This is a genomic window from Lamprobacter sp. (assembly GCF_034860625.1).
In the GTDB taxonomy this organism is placed as follows: Bacteria; Pseudomonadota; Gammaproteobacteria; order Chromatiales; family Chromatiaceae; genus Lamprobacter.
Map to the genome: position 1 here is coordinate 1 of NZ_JAYESN010000042.1, position 13360 is coordinate 13360.

The window sequence follows — 13360 nt, forward strand, 5'->3', positions numbered from 1 at the left end:
ATTAGCCCGAGCATCGCGGCACTGGTTGATCGAGGTTGATCGGCTCAACGCCAGAGGATGGGTGGAGACACAAAGCCGATGCCCATGGATGACCGCTTTTGGAAATCAGCGATGGAGAATGCCCAAGCCAGAAGCCGGCATCGGTTCTCAAAACGGGGTTGTTCAGAGTCCGGGGCGAGAATAGACTAGTCTTATGCCTAGTCATTTCAATCTGGAGAACCCCAGTGCTTAGTTGGCCCGTTCAGGACGCGAAAGCGCGCTTTAGTGAATTCTTGGATGCTTGCGTGAGCGAAGGCCCTCAGATAGTGACCCGACGCGGGATCGAAACCGCCGTGCTGGTTCCCATTGACGATTGGCGACGGCTTCAGGTGGCCGCACGGCCCTCACTCAAGCAGTTGCTGCTCACTGATACGGCCCGCACCGACCAGCTTGTCCCCCCACGCGGCAAGGCTCGGCGGCGACCCGCCACCAGGCTGGAGCAGTAAGCGCTGTGTACTTGCTTGATACCAATGTCGTCTCTGAGTTGCGCAAACAACGGCCACATGGCGCTGTGATCGCCTGGCTCAAATCGGTTGACGACACCCATCTTCATCTCGCCACCGTCACTCTGGGCGAAATTCAGGCCGGCATTGAGTTGACCCGCGAGCAGGATGCCGAGAAAGCAAAGGAAATCGAAGCCTGGCTGGATCTGGTCAGTGGCTCCTATCGTCTCCTGCCCATGGATGGGCCGGCATTCCGTTGCTGGGCGAGGCTGATGCACCGCACCTCGGACACGCTCTACGAAGACGCCATGATCGCCGCTATTGCCAAGGTGCAAGGACTCAAGGTGGTGACGCGCAATGTCACAGATTTCGCCAGCTTTGGTGTCGAGTTGCTCAATCCCTTCGAGTTTCGCGCAACAGACTGAACGGCGGGATACACAGACCGGCTTGAGAATCAAATCGTCCACCCCCCACTCCCCAACTCCCCCACGCCACTTCCGTACTGGCCGAAAGAGATCGCCAACTTTACGCAGCAAATTGAAATCTTAGAAAGAATCCTAGCGGAGCGGAAACGATGAGCAAGCAACAAGATGCGCTGGTCGTCCTGGAAGAGGTCGCGCAGTCCCTGAAGGACTCCGCCGAAGCCGTGAGCGGGGGATCGGACTATGAGCAGGGGCGGCTGATGGGCTATTACGAGGCGCTGTCAACCCTGCTGTCACAGTGCGAGGTCGCGGGCATCGCCCCGGTGGACCTGCACCTCGGCGCGGAATTCAAGCCGGAGTCGCTGCTGGCGACGCGTCACGCCGCCTGATGTGCCAGAACATCGACAACTTCAACCGTGGCGCGGTGCTCAGCGGCTGAGCCGTTGACACCCACCATCCGCCGGACCATGTTATCCGTCAGCACTGACTGACAACGGCCGCGCATGACCACCATCACCTTCGACACCCATCGATTCATCCGCACGCTCAAGGATGCCGGCATCCCCGAGAGCCAGGCCGAGGCGATCTCCGAGGCGTTTCGCGCCGCTCACATTGAGGCCGAGCTGGCGACCAAGACCGATCTGCAGGCGCTGGAGTTGGCCCTGAAGGCCGAGGTTCGCGAGCTGGAATATCGCCTCATCATCAAGCTCGGCGGGATGATGACCGTCGCGATCGCGATCGTTGCCGCGCTGGTCAAGCTGCTGTGAGGCGTTGGCATCCGGAGCCACGCTGGCATTGCCACTAAGTTCGGATCCAGCTAAGCGGAATCTCGGCAAAAGCAATCATCGCCGATCATATGAACTCGATATGCCCGTGCATCTCATTGGCATCAACAAGGACCCTGTCCGTTGACGCATCGCCGCAACGAAGGCGTCCCGATCAGTGATGTCCCCATCGATCTCGGACTGATGATCAAAATAGTACGCTAAAGCGGCATACACCAGCCCTTTTAAGGTGACGAAATTCACCTGACTGCAAGCCCCTGATTCTTCGTCAAGGTGCTTGCGACGGATCGCGTGGTTCGGTGACCGGCAGATTCACATGGAATCGTAAGTCGCTGATTTTAAATGTTGCTTTTATGCACCTTAAAAGGGCTGGCGGCATACACCTGCGCGAGGCCGAGATCAAGCTCGCTGGCGATCTCATCGGCATGTCGGCCGAGGTACTCGTGCTGAAACACGATATCGCGGACCTTGATCCGGCGGCCTGCAATATGCGGTTGTCCGCCGGCGGTGCCTGGAATGATTGTGATAGACGCTGTGTTGTTCTGATCGGGCATCTTCTTACTCCAGCCGACATCGTGATCCTGATGCTGTACCTGCTCAAGTGGCATCATCAGCTTAGCCATCGCGGTATCGCGTGAGATTCAGGTTAACGCATCGCCGCCCTTGCCGCATCGGCTAGGAAGCCTGAGCGCGTTGCTCCTTGGACGGATTGATTGCACCTGGGCCTAATACCTGTGCAGCTTTGACCAGCACCTTATCCAGGCTGAGGATGACGCTCGCGTGGCGACGAGCAACAGCAAGGTGCAAGGCATCTCCGGCTCGCAACCCGAGTCGCCAATGACGCAGCAGTTGTGCCGCACTGTGATAATCCTGCTCCATCACTGAGAGATGAACAAAACGATCGCGAATCTCTTGGTATTTGGCCAAGGCAGCGTCGGCGTCGTTTTCGTCGATCTGTTCGGTGCGGCACTTGATGCCAAGGGCCGAAACGAGTTCAGTTTCAGTCCACGCGCTCAACAACAGTGGTTGGTAGGCGGTTGTTCGCAATGCCTGGTCCGCTTGCTCTGAAAATTCCTCGGGAGTCAGATAAGCGATCAGGACACTGGTATCGACATAATGCATCAATACCGATCCTGATCACGCATCGCTCGACAAAACTCTCCGGCGCTGATGCGCTGTCTTGGCAGCCGTCCGCGGAATTCAGCCAAGCTTGGAAGGCTTGCTTTGTTGGTGGGCGTGATCTCCCGATGCGTTGTCGAACCAGGCTTCTTGCCTGAATCCTCGTCGACTGTTTCATCCAGAGCGCGAAACACAGCCTCAACTCGGCGATTCCGCATGTCATCGGGTACCGGAATGCTTGCCGGCGCATCTTCGTAGATCATGGTTACAGATGTCATGGCCGTTTTCGTCTGTCAGATGCCGATTGGACTTGCGAGTACATCGCCGCTCTTGCCGCATCGGCCAAGAAGCCTGAGCGCGTTGCCCCATGCACATCGACCACCCCCCAGACGCCATCCGCGAAATCGGGATGCGTGCGATGCTCGGCAATCGATCCCGGTATCGGAATCTCCTGCCCGTCCTCGGTGAGCCCTTCAAGATGCAGATCAATCGCCTCCAACACCGCATCTAAAGCCTCGTCAAAGCTGTCACCCGCAGAGAAACAGCCAGGCAAATCGGGTACCGTCACGCCGAAGCGCATACCATCGTCGGAATGCAAGACCACCGGAAAACGCATCTTACTCTCCTAGTGTTTCCAACCCGCCTGCTTGCGAATACTGTTCAAGGTGCCGACGGGAACATCACCATCAGGATGTTTGACAGTCACCAAGCCCTTTGACCCTCGCCAAATACCAGCCATCCGCTTCGAGTTGCTTGATGATCCGCTTGCTGTCCATGGTGGTGATGATAACCACTAGAGCAAAGAAGGCAACAGCAGCAAACTTCAGAACCAGCTAAAAAGTCGATTAGGAAGAAACCCTTGCACCTCTTCAACCCCAAGACCATCGCGCGTAACCAAACCGCCCAAGCGATTCCAGCCGCTCACCTCAGCCTGCTCGAAGCTTGGGCCGAGATGATCCGCGACCGGCGCATCGAGACCCTCAAGGAGGTCGCGCTCCATGGCCAGTTCGCGGCCAAGATCGTCGAAGGCGTGCTCGGTTACCAGGGGCCGACCAGCGGTGCCGAGTACAACCTGGCGACCGAACAGAACATCCTGCGCGGCAGCGTCGATCTCGCGCTCGGCCGCTTTGGCGGCGAGACGCCCGAGATTCTGGCGCCTTTCGAGCTGAAGGGCGCCACGACCCGCGACCTCGACGCCATCATGCCCGGCCGCAACAAGAGCCCGGTGCAACAGGCGTGGGAATACGCGATGCACGCGCGCGGCGTGAAATGGGTCATCGTCTCGAACATGGTCGAGCTGCGGCTGTATGGATTCGGCGAGGGCACCGCCGCCTTTGAGCACTTCCGACTGGACAGACTCACCGAGCCCGAGGAATACGCCCGCTTCATCCTCCTGCTCGCCGCCGACAATCTCCTCTCCGGGCGCACGCTGGAGCTGCTGCACGAGAGTCGCCGCGAAGACAAGGACATCACCGATAGCCTGTATCAGGACTACAAGGCGCTGCGGTTGCAGTTGATCAGCGCGGTGCGGGCGGCGAACGCGAGCATCGCGCCCCTGCACGCGATCGCCATCGCCCAGAAGATCCTCGACCGCGTGCTGTTCATCGCCTTCGCCGAGGATACCGGCCTGTTACCGAGCGACACCCTGGCCAAGGCGCTCGAGACCAGCGATCCCTATAACCCGCGTCCCATCTGGGACAACTTCAAGGGGCTGTTCCGGGCGATCGATCAAGGCAGCGAGGCGCTGAAGATCCAGCCCTATAACGGCGGCCTGTTCGCCGACGACGAGACCATCGACAACCTTCCATTGGCCGACAGCCTCTGCGAAGGCTTCAAGACCCTCGGCGAGTATGACTTCGCCTCCGAAGTCTCGGTCACCGTGCTCGGCCATATCTTCGAGCAGTCCATCACGGACGTGGAGCAGTTGCAGGCGCAGGCGCTCAGCGAAGACGGCCCTGGTCTGGAGCAGGGGCCGGAGCCGGAACAGGGGCCAAAAAAGACCAGTGGCACCAGCGGGCGGCGCAAACGCGATGGCGTGGTCTACACGCCCGACTACATCGCGCGCTTCATCGTCGCCGAAACCTTGGGCGCGCATCTCGACGAGATCTTCACCGAGATCCTGCGCGCGCATGCCAAAAAAGACACGGACCTCTCCGACTACAGCGCGATCGCCTGGCGCCGGAAGACTGCCGAACGGGAAGCCTGGCAGGCGTATCGCGACCGACTCAAGACCTTGCGCATCCTTGATCCGGCCTGCGGCTCGGGCGTGTTCCTGATCATGGCCTTCGAGTTCATGAAGACCGAGTTGGCGCGCGTCAATCAGAAGATCGCCGAGCTGGAAGGCCGGCCGGGATACGTCGACGATCTGCTCGACCCGGACAGCGAGATCCTGACCAACAATCTGTTCGGCGTCGATGTCAACGTCGAAAGCGTCGAGATCGCCAAGCTCTCGCTCTGGATCAAGACCGCCCGGCGCGGTAAGACGCTCGACAGCCTCTCCGACAACCTCAAGGTCGGCGACAGTCTGATCGGGGATGATCGCTTCGCCTATCTCGGGCGCGGCCTCGATTGGAGCCAGGCCTTTCCAGAGATCCTCGCCGAAGGCGGCTTCGACATCCTGCTCGGCAACCCGCCCTATGTGCGCATGGAACGGCTCAAACAGCTCAAGCCCTATCTCGAGCAGCATTACCAGGTCGTCTCCGACCGCGCCGATCTGTATTGCTATTTCTATGAGCGCGGGCTGCAACTGTTGAAACCGGGCGGCCGACTCGGCTTCATCTCCTCGAACACCTTCTTCAAGACCGGCTCCGGCAAGCCGCTGCGCCACTATCTGCTACGCGAGGCGACCCTCGAAGCGGTGGTCGATTTTGGCGATCTGCAAGTCTTCGAGGGCGTCACCACCTACCCGGCGATCCTGACCCTGAAGAAGGGCGCCGCGCCGACCGACCATGCGCTGCGGTTCTGGAAGTTGGACAGCCTGCCAGACACCAACTTCCTCGCCAGTTGGGAGGCCGCTGCTGGACCCTATCCGCAAGCGGCGCTCGGTGATGGCTCCTGGGAGCTGGAGAATCCGGGGCTGCGGGAGTTGCGCGACAAGATCCGCACCGGGAAGAAGACGCTGAAGGAGGTCTATGGCGCGCCGCTTTATGGGATCAAGACCGGCCTCAACAAGGCCTTCGTGATCGACACCCCGACCAAGGAGCGACTCTGCGCGCAAGACCCCCGCTCCGCCGAGCTGCTGAAACCCTTTCTGGAAGGCAAGGATCTGAAACGCTGGCGCGCCGAGCCGCGCGGGCTTTGGCTGATCTACATCCCGAAGAACCGGATCGACATCGACGACTATCCGGCGATTCGCGACTGGCTATGGCCGTTCAAGGACAAGCTGGAGCAGCGTGCGACCAAGCAGGCCTGGTACGAGCTGCAACAGGCGCAGGAGGCCTATGCACCGCATTTCGCCGCGCCGAAGATCAGCTATCCGCACTTCAATGCGACGCGCAATTTTTTGTTCGAGCCTCAAGGCGCCTTCTCGAACGACAAGTCCTATCTGATCCCCTCCGACGACACCGCCTTGCTGGCGCTGCTGAACAGTCGCGTCCTCTGGTTTGTCCTCTCCTCGATGAGTCCACCGGTTCGCGGTGGCTACCACGAGTTGCGGGTTCAATACGTCGAGACCTTGCCGATCCCGGAGTGGTCATCGGAAATTAAAGCCGCACTGGCTGAGCAGGCCGAACGCGCCAGCCAAGCCGCAGAGCAGCGTTTGCACCTCCAACAAGCGCTCCTGCGCCGCATCCCCGATCTGTGCCCGCCAGAGCGACAACCCAAACTGACCACCAAGCTCCAGGAGTGGTGGACCCTGCCCGACTTCGCCGCCTTCCGCGCCGAGATCAAGAAGGCCTTCAAGGCCGAGATTCCACTGGCTGAACGCTCCGACTGGGAAGACTGGATCAACCGCGACAGAGCCCACATCAACCGCCTGACGGCGGAGATCGCCCAAGCCGAGGCGCGCATCGACAGCCTCGTCTATGCGCTGTTCGCGCTGACCGACGAGGAGATCGCACTGCTCGAAGCAGCGACGGATACGCTCTAATCAAGCCCGTACTCAGGGAGCAGCTATGACTGACCACACAGATCGGCTCGCCGAATACGATGGCGACTTCTATGCTTGGAGCCTGCAAACCGCGCAACAGCTGCGTTCAGGCCAGCTTGATCAGGTCGATCTCGCGCAGGTCGCCAAGGAGATCGAAGACATGGGCAAGAGCGACCGCCGCGCACTGGAGAGCCACCTGAAGATCCTGATGCTGCACCTGCACAAGTGGCATCATCAGCCCAGCCATCGCGGTATCGCGTGAGATTCAGGTTAACGCATCGCCGCCCTTGCCGCATCGGCTAGGAAGCCTGAGCGCGTTGCGCCATGCGCCTTGGCATAGGCGTCGATCTTCGTCAGCAGGCGGCGCGGCAAAGTAATATTGATCTTCTCCGCGCGGCCCTCATAGCGCGAGACATCCACATCGACCACCGCCCAGACGCCATCGGCGAAATCGGGATGCGTGCGATGCTCGGCAATCGATCCCGGTATCGGAATCTCCTGCCCGTCCTCGGTGAGCCCTTCAAGATGCAGGTCGATCGCCTCCAATACCGCATCTAAAGCCTCGTCGAAGCTGTCACCCGCAGAGAAACAGCCAGGCAAATCGGGTACCGTCACGCCGAAGCGCACACCATCGTCGGAATGCAAGACCACCGGAAAACGCATGATACTCTCCTAGTGTTTCCAACCCGCCTGCTTACGGATACTGTTCAAGGTGCCGACGGGAACATCACCATCAGGATGCTTGACAGTCACCAAGCCTGATTTCGAGGGATGTTTGAACTGGTGATGCGAACCTTTGACCCTCGCCAAATACCAGCCATCCGCCTCAAGTTGCTTGATGATCTGCTTGCTGTTCATGGTGGTTATGATAACCACTCAAGCAGGCGAGGCAACCGCAGGTAACTCCAGGAGCCGCCAACAATGACCAATCCCACAAACAGGCTCGCCGAATACGATGGCGACTTCTATGCGTGGACGGTCCAAACCGCGCGACAACTGCGTTCAGGCCAGCTTGATCAGGTCAATCTCTTGCAAGTCGCCGAGGAGATCGAAGACATGGGCAAGAGCGACCGCCGCGCGCTAGAGAGTCACTTGAAGATCCTGATGCTGTACCTGCTCAAGTGGCATCATCAGCCCAGCCATCGCGGTGTCAGTTGGCGCTTATCCATTGCCAATGCGCGCGATGAGATCGCCGCCATCCTGCGCGATAGCCCGAGCCTTCGACCACGACTCGACGACCTCGCCGCCAGCCGTTATCCCGGCGCGCGCAAACAAGCGATCCTCGAGACCGGGCTTGCATCCTCCAGCTTTCCAGAGACCTGCCCGTTCAGCGTCGAACAACTGCTCGAAGAAGAGGATCTGCCGAGCTGATGCGGACGAGCGGTCTTTTTTGTCGAGCTGCAAAACCCATGATCATCCCCTAGCCTGCCGGTCCTGACTGCCCTAGACTCAAATCGCATCCGCCCACTTTGCCACCGCGCCGGAGTCGCCGATGTCTTCGCTTGCCCAGCCCGTCCGCGAAGCTTGCCCATCCTCGCCCGCCGAGATTGCGCGTGCGCGGCTGCGTCGGCAGCCGTTTCCGCCTGAGGCCACGATTGGCATCCCTTATTTCGACGAAGAATTCGACATGGCGCAATCGCCGGCTCACTCTGCCATGATCCGCGATCTGGGAGCCTTTCTGGATCAGCTCGCCGACTGGACTGGCCTGCGGGTGTTGAGCGACAACCCAATCTGGTACTGGGTGCAGGAGGACGACCAACAGCGCATCCTCTATCCAGACTACGCGCTGGCGGACACCCCTGACCTGGAGCGGGCAATGGCCACGGATCTGCGGCTGGCGCTGGAGGTGGTGAGCACCGAGCGCGCGGAGAAGGAGCGCAAGGACAGCGAGCGGATGCGCGACCGCAATGCCACCAACGGCGTGCCGGAATTCGGGCTGCTCTATCCGGAATTGAAGGACCCGCGCGCGCTGCGCTGGTTTTGGCTTGATGCCGACGACGGGCGCTATCGGGAGGCGACACTGCCCGCGGATCGCCGGTTTCGCAGTCAGGCGGTGCCGGGGCTGGAGCTGGAGGTGCTGGAGCCGGATCAGTGGCGGCCGGGGCGCAAGGTGCGGCTCTGGTATCAGGGTCAGCGGATTCCGAGCGCTCGGGAGGAGGGGTACCGGGCCGAGCAAGCGATGCGCCGGGCCGATGCGGCCGAGGCCGAAAACGCCCGCCTGCGGGCCTTGTTGCGTCAGGCGGGGCTGGCCATCGACAACCCTGACATCTGATGCGCTGGCCGTTCAGGCCCCCGCGCATTCCCGAAAGATCCGCTTCTCGCAGGTCGCACAGACCGCCTTATCGAGCTTCTGGTAGATCGCATGGATCGCCGCCCTCGCGTTGGCGGCGCTTGGCCTCATCCGCCAGGGTCTGCCCGCTGCGATAACCGCCGCGCGCCGCGATCATGTACGGCAGCTTCGGCAGCCAGCGTTTCACCGCGATGCCGATCAGCAAGGTGGAGACCGCGACCGCCGTGGCGCTGGGGTTGATGTCGATCAGATGCTGACCGAACTCGATCAGGATGTGATGGAAGTGGCCACTACTATCCATCTCCAAGCCGAAGAAGTGCTTCAGTTGCTTGGCGGCGATCAGAAAGGCCGCGCCGGCGGTGAAGCCGACCACGACCGAGTGTGAGATGAAATTGACCAGCGCCCCGAGGCGCGCAAACCCGCGCGCCAATTCGAGCACGCCGACCATGAAGTTCAGGGTCGATGGTCACGAAGGCCACGCCTTGCGGTAGCACGATCACGGCACCGGTCAGCGCGGCGACGAGATCAGCGCGCAGATCCTCCGGACGCACCTTGGGCAGCCAGACCAGGAAGGGAAACAGCCACGTCAGTCTGCTGCGGAGTCGTGCAAGGGCCATGGGGAGCGTTCGATCGTTGTCAGCGTTGAAATAGAGAGACTACGCGGTCGGAGGCCGAAGCGTCGCTAGGATGTCAGTAACAGGCCGGCATCAGGGGCAGATTGTGGATTGTCAAATACGCGCTGCGCAGAGGCTGCTACCTTAGATCCCGGAACCATCCACTCCTCCTTTAAAACACCGCCCGCGCTGCACTCAGCTCGGGCGGTTTTTTTTGTCCCGCTGGCGCGGCCGTTTCAGAACAGCCATGTCAGAACTGGCCTGTCACAACAGCCGCTCGATGATCAGGCGCGAATCGACCTCGCGCACCCCGGGTATCTCGCTCGCAATGGTCTCGGCAACGCTGCGCTCGGCCGCAGAAGTCACCGAGCCGCTCAGTGTCACCACGGACCCCCTCACCTTGATCTCGATGGCGCGGTCACTCACCGTCGTATCGGACTGCAGTAAGGCCCGCAAACGGCTGCTGATCCAGCCATCGCCTCGCTCCAACTGCTCGGCACGCCCTTGCTGCTCGCGCTCCTCGGCGATCAGGCTGGGATCGACACTGATGTAATTGAAGACCTCGTTGACACCTTCGGTACTCTCCGCCATCGCGGCGATCCGATCCTTGGTGGCCGAGGTGCCGACCTGGCCGTTCAATCGCACCACGCCACGCTCGACCTCAATCTGGACATCCAGAGGGAGATTGCTGATCTGCCAGCGCAGACGTTGTTGCAACCGGGCGGCGGTGGTTCGATCCTGAACTTCGCTGATCAAGCCGCTGTTGGCCTCGGGCATCGGCGCATCCAACGCCAACGCTGATTCAACCTCGGCGTCATCCCCAGCGATCAACCGCGCGAGCTGCATCGCCAGATGGGCTTCGATCTCATTGGCGACAGCGCCGTCGAGACGCAATCCGGCATCGCTTGATCGCACGTCGATGGCATAACCGCCAAGCAGTGGGTTCATGTTGATCAGCACCTGCGCCTTGGCCGCGGTCTCGGCAGGCAGAGCCGTCTCGGCGCTCGCTGGCAGGCCGATGACCCCAAACAGGAAGGCGGTCGCGATAAAGCCCTGATGCATATCGATCTCCTCTCTCCTCGAGTAACAATCGTCAAAAAAACAGAAAGCCGCCGACCAGGATGGCCGGCGGCTTGTTCGAGAGACGCTCACTCAGTGGGCGGCTAGGCTCACTGCGTGTACGGCTCAGGATCTGCAGCTCAATCGGCGCTCATCAAGCACTGGCCTGGCGTTTGCCCGAGCGCTTCAGCATCCGAGTATAGGCTGCAGCTTTTTGACGGGCCATTAACGCGCCTGATCAACGGCGGTCTTGACCCGCTCGGCGAGTTGCGGATCACGGCGCATACTGATGGCAATCTCGTTGTACTGCTCAACCGTAATACCGGTCTCTTCAACCTTCTGCGCCATCTCATCTTGGGCCTCGCGCTGCAGACTCTGCGCGGCCTCGGCACTCGGTGCATTCGACAGCTTCTCGGTGAGATCCTCGCTGATCTCCTGCACCCCCAGGAAGGCATCGGCAAAGTTCGAGACGGTTGAATCGTCGACCGTCATCGGCTCACTCGGTGGGGCTTGAAAATCTGCGCCCGGAGCGCCGCCTGCGCCCTGGCCAGCCGGAGGCTGACCAGCCGGAGCTTGGCCGGCTGGGTTTGACTGAGACCAGGCCGTGCCGGTCACGGCGAGCAGTGCGGTGAATGCCAGTGCTGGAGCCAGTGGTTGGCGTGTCATCATCATCTGAAACCTCCAAGTGAGATTGTTGTGAATGGCAGCCAACCTCTTTCACCTGCCGTGCCAACCTGGATAAAAAAGATGATTATAGTTTTATAACCAATGTGTTAAAAGCAAAGCCTCCGGTTGAGCGCCAGTGCCAGCGGTCTCGCCAAGCGAGTCAAAGAGACACATGTATCATTCGGCTACGTGGCATAGTGACCCGGCTCAGCACCGAGCTGGCTCAGAACGCCTGCCTGCTCATCGCTAAGGGGCATTGCGCGTCGCCACCCGGACGTCGCCACCCGGACAATGAAGCGGTTGTTTCCCGGTAAGCTGCTCAGGGTAAACTGCTCACGATCCAGCCTGCTCATCATCGAGCTTGCGATACAGGGTCTTGCGCCCGATGCCTAAAATCTTGGCCGCGCGCTGCTTGTTACCCTGGGTCCAATCCAGCACCGAGCGGATGTAACGCGCCTCCACCTCAGCCAAGGTCTGCCAGTCTTCATCGGCTTGCGGTGCCAAAGCTCCCGGTGTCGAGGCTTGCGATACCGAGGTTGCAGCTCCCGAGGCTGGTGCTGAAGCCGAAATCGAAGCTGAATCCAAGGCCGCTGCAGACTGATCCAGCCCTTCGCACGCGCTCGCCTCGGCGCGCACGCACTCCGGCAGATCCTCAAGACCGATCAGCACATCCGGCGCCAGGGTCACCGCGCGCTCGACCAGATTCTCCAGTTCACGCACGTTGCCGGGATAGCGGTAGTGCAGCAAGGCGCGCCAGGCCGCGGGCGCGAAACGCCGCGCTGGGCGTTTGCGCGCTACCGTCTGCGACTCCAAGAAACGCTGTAATAGCGCGGCAATATCATCACCCCGATCGCGCAGCGGCGGCACCTCGATGCGGAAGGTCTCCAAGCGGTAGAACAGATCCTCGCGGAACTGCCCCTCGGCGATGCGCGCGCCGATATCGCGATGGGTGGCGGCGACGATGCGCACATCGGTGCTGATCTCTCGATTGGCGCCGACGGGTCGCACACGGCCGTCTTGCAGCAGCCGCAACAGCTTGGTCTGCATCGCCGTCGGCATCTCGGCAATCTCGTCGAGGAACAGGGTGCCGCCGTGGGCTTCGACGAAGAGCCCCTGACGCGCGCCTCGCGCGCCACTGAAGGCGCCGGCAGCATGGCCGAGCAGCTCGGATTCGAGCAAGCTCTCCGGGATGCCGGCACAGTTGAGCGCGACAAAAGGCGCCGCAGCGCGCGGACTCTCGGCATGCAGCGCCCGCGCGACCAGTTCCTTGCCGGTACCGGATTCGCCAGTGATCAAGACACTGCTATCCGACTGCGCGATGCGCCGGATGAGGTCATAGAGCGCGCGCATCGCCGGGCTCTTGCCGAGCATGCCGTGGAACTCGCCACCAGCGAGGACCTGCCGGTAGCGCGCCACCTCCGCCTGTAGCTGCCGGTTTTCCAGCACCCGCGCCACCGCCAAGCGCAGATGCTCGAGGTCAACCGGTTTGGTGAGGAAATCATCCGCGCCCGCCTTGAGCGCCGCCACGGCCTGGTCGATGGTGCCAAAGCCGGTCAGCATGATGAAGCCGGGTCGGGGGGTCAGCGCGCGGGTCGCCTGCAACACCGCGAGCCCGTCCTCACCTGGCAGCCGCAGATCGCTCAGCACCAGCGCCACCGCTTGGTTGGCAAGCACCGCTTGTGCCGCACTTGCATCGGCCACCCCGATCAGGGCATAGCCGGCGTCTTCCAGCTCCTCGAGCAATAACTGGCGATAGCCGTGATCGTCCTCGACCACCAAGATCAGTGGGCGCTCGGTTGCGGGGGTGTCTGGACGCACGGGTTCAGCAGACATGAT

18 protein-coding genes and 1 pseudogene are annotated in these 13360 nt (G+C 61.1%); 8 read left to right on the forward strand and 11 right to left on the reverse strand.

Annotation, left to right across the window (positions count from 1 at the left end):
• The first annotated feature begins 224 nt into the window (after window positions 1-224).
• The 4 genes from VBE63_RS12465 (at window position 225) to VBE63_RS12480 (ending at window position 1671) form a co-directional block, all read left to right on the forward strand.
• Window positions 225-485: a type II toxin-antitoxin system Phd/YefM family antitoxin gene (locus tag VBE63_RS12465; protein WP_323683353.1), complete on the forward strand. Its 261-nt coding sequence runs from the start codon at window positions 225-227 to the stop codon at window positions 483-485.
• A 5-nt stretch (window positions 486-490) separates the two neighbouring features.
• On the forward strand, window positions 491-907 hold the full coding sequence (locus VBE63_RS12470) for a type II toxin-antitoxin system VapC family toxin (RefSeq protein ID WP_323683354.1): 417 nt from the start codon (window positions 491-493) through the stop codon (window positions 905-907).
• A 149-nt stretch (window positions 908-1056) separates the two neighbouring features.
• Window positions 1057-1293, forward strand: coding sequence for a hypothetical protein (locus tag VBE63_RS12475; protein WP_323683355.1), 237 nt, complete (start codon window positions 1057-1059; stop codon window positions 1291-1293).
• Window positions 1294-1407: 114 nt separating this feature from the next.
• Window positions 1408-1671 (forward strand): DUF1640 domain-containing protein, encoded by a 264-nt coding sequence (locus VBE63_RS12480; RefSeq protein ID WP_323683356.1) that lies wholly within the window; start codon window positions 1408-1410, stop codon window positions 1669-1671.
• Between the two features lie 356 nt (window positions 1672-2027).
• Here VBE63_RS12480 and VBE63_RS12485 read toward each other — a convergent pair whose 3' ends face one another.
• Genes VBE63_RS12485 through VBE63_RS12505 form a run of 5 tightly spaced genes read right to left on the reverse strand, consistent with a single transcriptional unit; the run spans window position 2028 to window position 3547 of the window.
• Window positions 2028-2312, reverse strand: coding sequence for a DUF433 domain-containing protein (locus VBE63_RS12485; protein ID WP_323683357.1), 285 nt, complete (start codon window positions 2310-2312; stop codon window positions 2028-2030).
• Window positions 2313-2364: 52 nt separating this feature from the next.
• Window positions 2365-2811, reverse strand: coding sequence for a type II toxin-antitoxin system VapC family toxin (locus VBE63_RS12490; RefSeq protein WP_323683358.1), 447 nt, complete (start codon window positions 2809-2811; stop codon window positions 2365-2367).
• Window positions 2811-3086, reverse strand: a complete 276-nt coding sequence (locus VBE63_RS12495; RefSeq protein WP_323683359.1) for a hypothetical protein — start codon at window positions 3084-3086, stop codon at window positions 2811-2813. Before VBE63_RS12495 ends, VBE63_RS12490 begins: the two co-directional genes overlap by 1 nt.
• Window positions 3083-3424: a type II toxin-antitoxin system HicB family antitoxin gene (locus VBE63_RS12500; protein ID WP_323683360.1), complete on the reverse strand. Its 342-nt coding sequence runs from the start codon at window positions 3422-3424 to the stop codon at window positions 3083-3085. The genes VBE63_RS12495 and VBE63_RS12500 overlap by 4 nt, the downstream gene beginning before the upstream one ends.
• Before the next feature lie 9 nt (window positions 3425-3433).
• Window positions 3434-3547 (reverse strand): type II toxin-antitoxin system HicA family toxin, encoded by a 114-nt coding sequence (locus VBE63_RS12505; protein ID WP_323683361.1) that lies wholly within the window; start codon window positions 3545-3547, stop codon window positions 3434-3436.
• 120 nt (window positions 3548-3667) lie between these two features.
• On the opposite strand from VBE63_RS12505, the gene VBE63_RS12510 reads away from it, so the two are divergent.
• Together VBE63_RS12510 and VBE63_RS12515 are read left to right on the forward strand one after the other, a co-directional pair.
• Complete coding sequence (locus tag VBE63_RS12510) at window positions 3668-6895, forward strand: Eco57I restriction-modification methylase domain-containing protein (RefSeq protein ID WP_323683362.1); 3228 nt, start codon at window positions 3668-3670, stop codon at window positions 6893-6895.
• Between the two features lie 25 nt (window positions 6896-6920).
• Complete coding sequence (locus VBE63_RS12515) at window positions 6921-7157, forward strand: DUF29 domain-containing protein (protein WP_323683363.1); 237 nt, start codon at window positions 6921-6923, stop codon at window positions 7155-7157.
• 8 nt (window positions 7158-7165) lie between these two features.
• On the opposite strand, the gene VBE63_RS12520 is transcribed toward VBE63_RS12515, so the two are convergent.
• Window positions 7166-7558 (reverse strand): type II toxin-antitoxin system HicB family antitoxin, encoded by a 393-nt coding sequence (locus VBE63_RS12520; protein WP_323683364.1) that lies wholly within the window; start codon window positions 7556-7558, stop codon window positions 7166-7168.
• Between the two features lie 9 nt (window positions 7559-7567).
• Complete coding sequence (locus VBE63_RS12525) at window positions 7568-7753, reverse strand: type II toxin-antitoxin system HicA family toxin (protein WP_323683365.1); 186 nt, start codon at window positions 7751-7753, stop codon at window positions 7568-7570.
• A 63-nt stretch (window positions 7754-7816) separates the two neighbouring features.
• Between VBE63_RS12525 and VBE63_RS12530 the strand changes: the two genes are divergently transcribed.
• Both VBE63_RS12530 and VBE63_RS12535 read left to right on the forward strand, forming a co-directional pair.
• Window positions 7817-8266, forward strand: a complete 450-nt coding sequence (locus VBE63_RS12530) for a DUF29 domain-containing protein (protein ID WP_323683366.1) — start codon at window positions 7817-7819, stop codon at window positions 8264-8266.
• Between the two features lie 121 nt (window positions 8267-8387).
• The gene (locus tag VBE63_RS12535) at window positions 8388-9167 is read left to right on the forward strand and encodes a hypothetical protein (protein WP_323683367.1); all 780 of its coding nucleotides are present in this window, start codon (window positions 8388-8390) and stop codon (window positions 9165-9167) included.
• Between the two features lie 154 nt (window positions 9168-9321).
• Here VBE63_RS12535 and VBE63_RS12540 read toward each other — a convergent pair.
• The 4 genes and pseudogenes from VBE63_RS12540 to VBE63_RS12555 form a co-directional block, all read right to left on the reverse strand.
• Window positions 9322-9802 (reverse strand): annotated as a pseudogene (locus tag VBE63_RS12540) (SulP family inorganic anion transporter); the annotation flags it as partial.
• A 261-nt stretch (window positions 9803-10063) separates the two neighbouring features.
• Window positions 10064-10861: a BON domain-containing protein gene (locus tag VBE63_RS12545; RefSeq protein WP_323683368.1), complete on the reverse strand. Its 798-nt coding sequence runs from the start codon at window positions 10859-10861 to the stop codon at window positions 10064-10066.
• A gap of 222 nt (window positions 10862-11083) precedes the next feature.
• Window positions 11084-11530 carry a DUF4168 domain-containing protein gene (locus VBE63_RS12550; RefSeq protein WP_323683369.1) on the reverse strand — a complete coding sequence of 149 codons (447 nt, stop codon included), beginning with the start codon at window positions 11528-11530 and terminating at the stop codon, window positions 11084-11086.
• A 327-nt stretch (window positions 11531-11857) separates the two neighbouring features.
• Window positions 11858-13357 carry a sigma-54 dependent transcriptional regulator gene (locus tag VBE63_RS12555; protein WP_323683370.1) on the reverse strand — a complete coding sequence of 500 codons (1500 nt, stop codon included), beginning with the start codon at window positions 13355-13357 and terminating at the stop codon, window positions 11858-11860.
• Between the last annotated feature and the right edge of the window lie 3 nt (window positions 13358-13360).

Bases quoted from the DNA above. Each gene is read 5' to 3' on its own strand.
- VBE63_RS12505 (WP_323683361.1), bottom strand. From the start codon at position 3,547: ATGGCTGGTATTTGGCGAGGGTCAAAGGGCTTGGTGACTGTCAAACAT.
- VBE63_RS12475 (WP_323683355.1), top strand. From the start codon at position 1,057: ATGAGCAAGCAACAAGATGCGCTGGTCGTCCTGGAAGAGGTCGCGCAG.
- VBE63_RS12500 (WP_323683360.1), bottom strand. From the start codon at position 3,424: ATGCGTTTTCCGGTGGTCTTGCATTCCGACGATGGTATGCGCTTCGGC.
- VBE63_RS12490 (WP_323683358.1), bottom strand. From the start codon at position 2,811: ATGCATTATGTCGATACCAGTGTCCTGATCGCTTATCTGACTCCCGAG.
- VBE63_RS12555 (WP_323683370.1), bottom strand. From the start codon at position 13,357: ATGTCTGCTGAACCCGTGCGTCCAGACACCCCCGCAACCGAGCGCCCA.
- VBE63_RS12525 (WP_323683365.1), bottom strand. From the start codon at position 7,753: ATGAACAGCAAGCAGATCATCAAGCAACTTGAGGCGGATGGCTGGTAT.
- VBE63_RS12515 (WP_323683363.1), top strand. From the start codon at position 6,921: ATGACTGACCACACAGATCGGCTCGCCGAATACGATGGCGACTTCTAT.
- VBE63_RS12550 (WP_323683369.1), bottom strand. From the start codon at position 11,530: ATGATGATGACACGCCAACCACTGGCTCCAGCACTGGCATTCACCGCA.
- VBE63_RS12545 (WP_323683368.1), bottom strand. From the start codon at position 10,861: ATGCATCAGGGCTTTATCGCGACCGCCTTCCTGTTTGGGGTCATCGGC.
- VBE63_RS12485 (WP_323683357.1), bottom strand. From the start codon at position 2,312: ATGGCTAAGCTGATGATGCCACTTGAGCAGGTACAGCATCAGGATCAC.
- VBE63_RS12535 (WP_323683367.1), top strand. From the start codon at position 8,388: ATGTCTTCGCTTGCCCAGCCCGTCCGCGAAGCTTGCCCATCCTCGCCC.
- VBE63_RS12480 (WP_323683356.1), top strand. From the start codon at position 1,408: ATGACCACCATCACCTTCGACACCCATCGATTCATCCGCACGCTCAAG.
- VBE63_RS12530 (WP_323683366.1), top strand. From the start codon at position 7,817: ATGACCAATCCCACAAACAGGCTCGCCGAATACGATGGCGACTTCTAT.
- VBE63_RS12520 (WP_323683364.1), bottom strand. From the start codon at position 7,558: ATGCGTTTTCCGGTGGTCTTGCATTCCGACGATGGTGTGCGCTTCGGC.
- VBE63_RS12495 (WP_323683359.1), bottom strand. From the start codon at position 3,086: ATGACATCTGTAACCATGATCTACGAAGATGCGCCGGCAAGCATTCCG.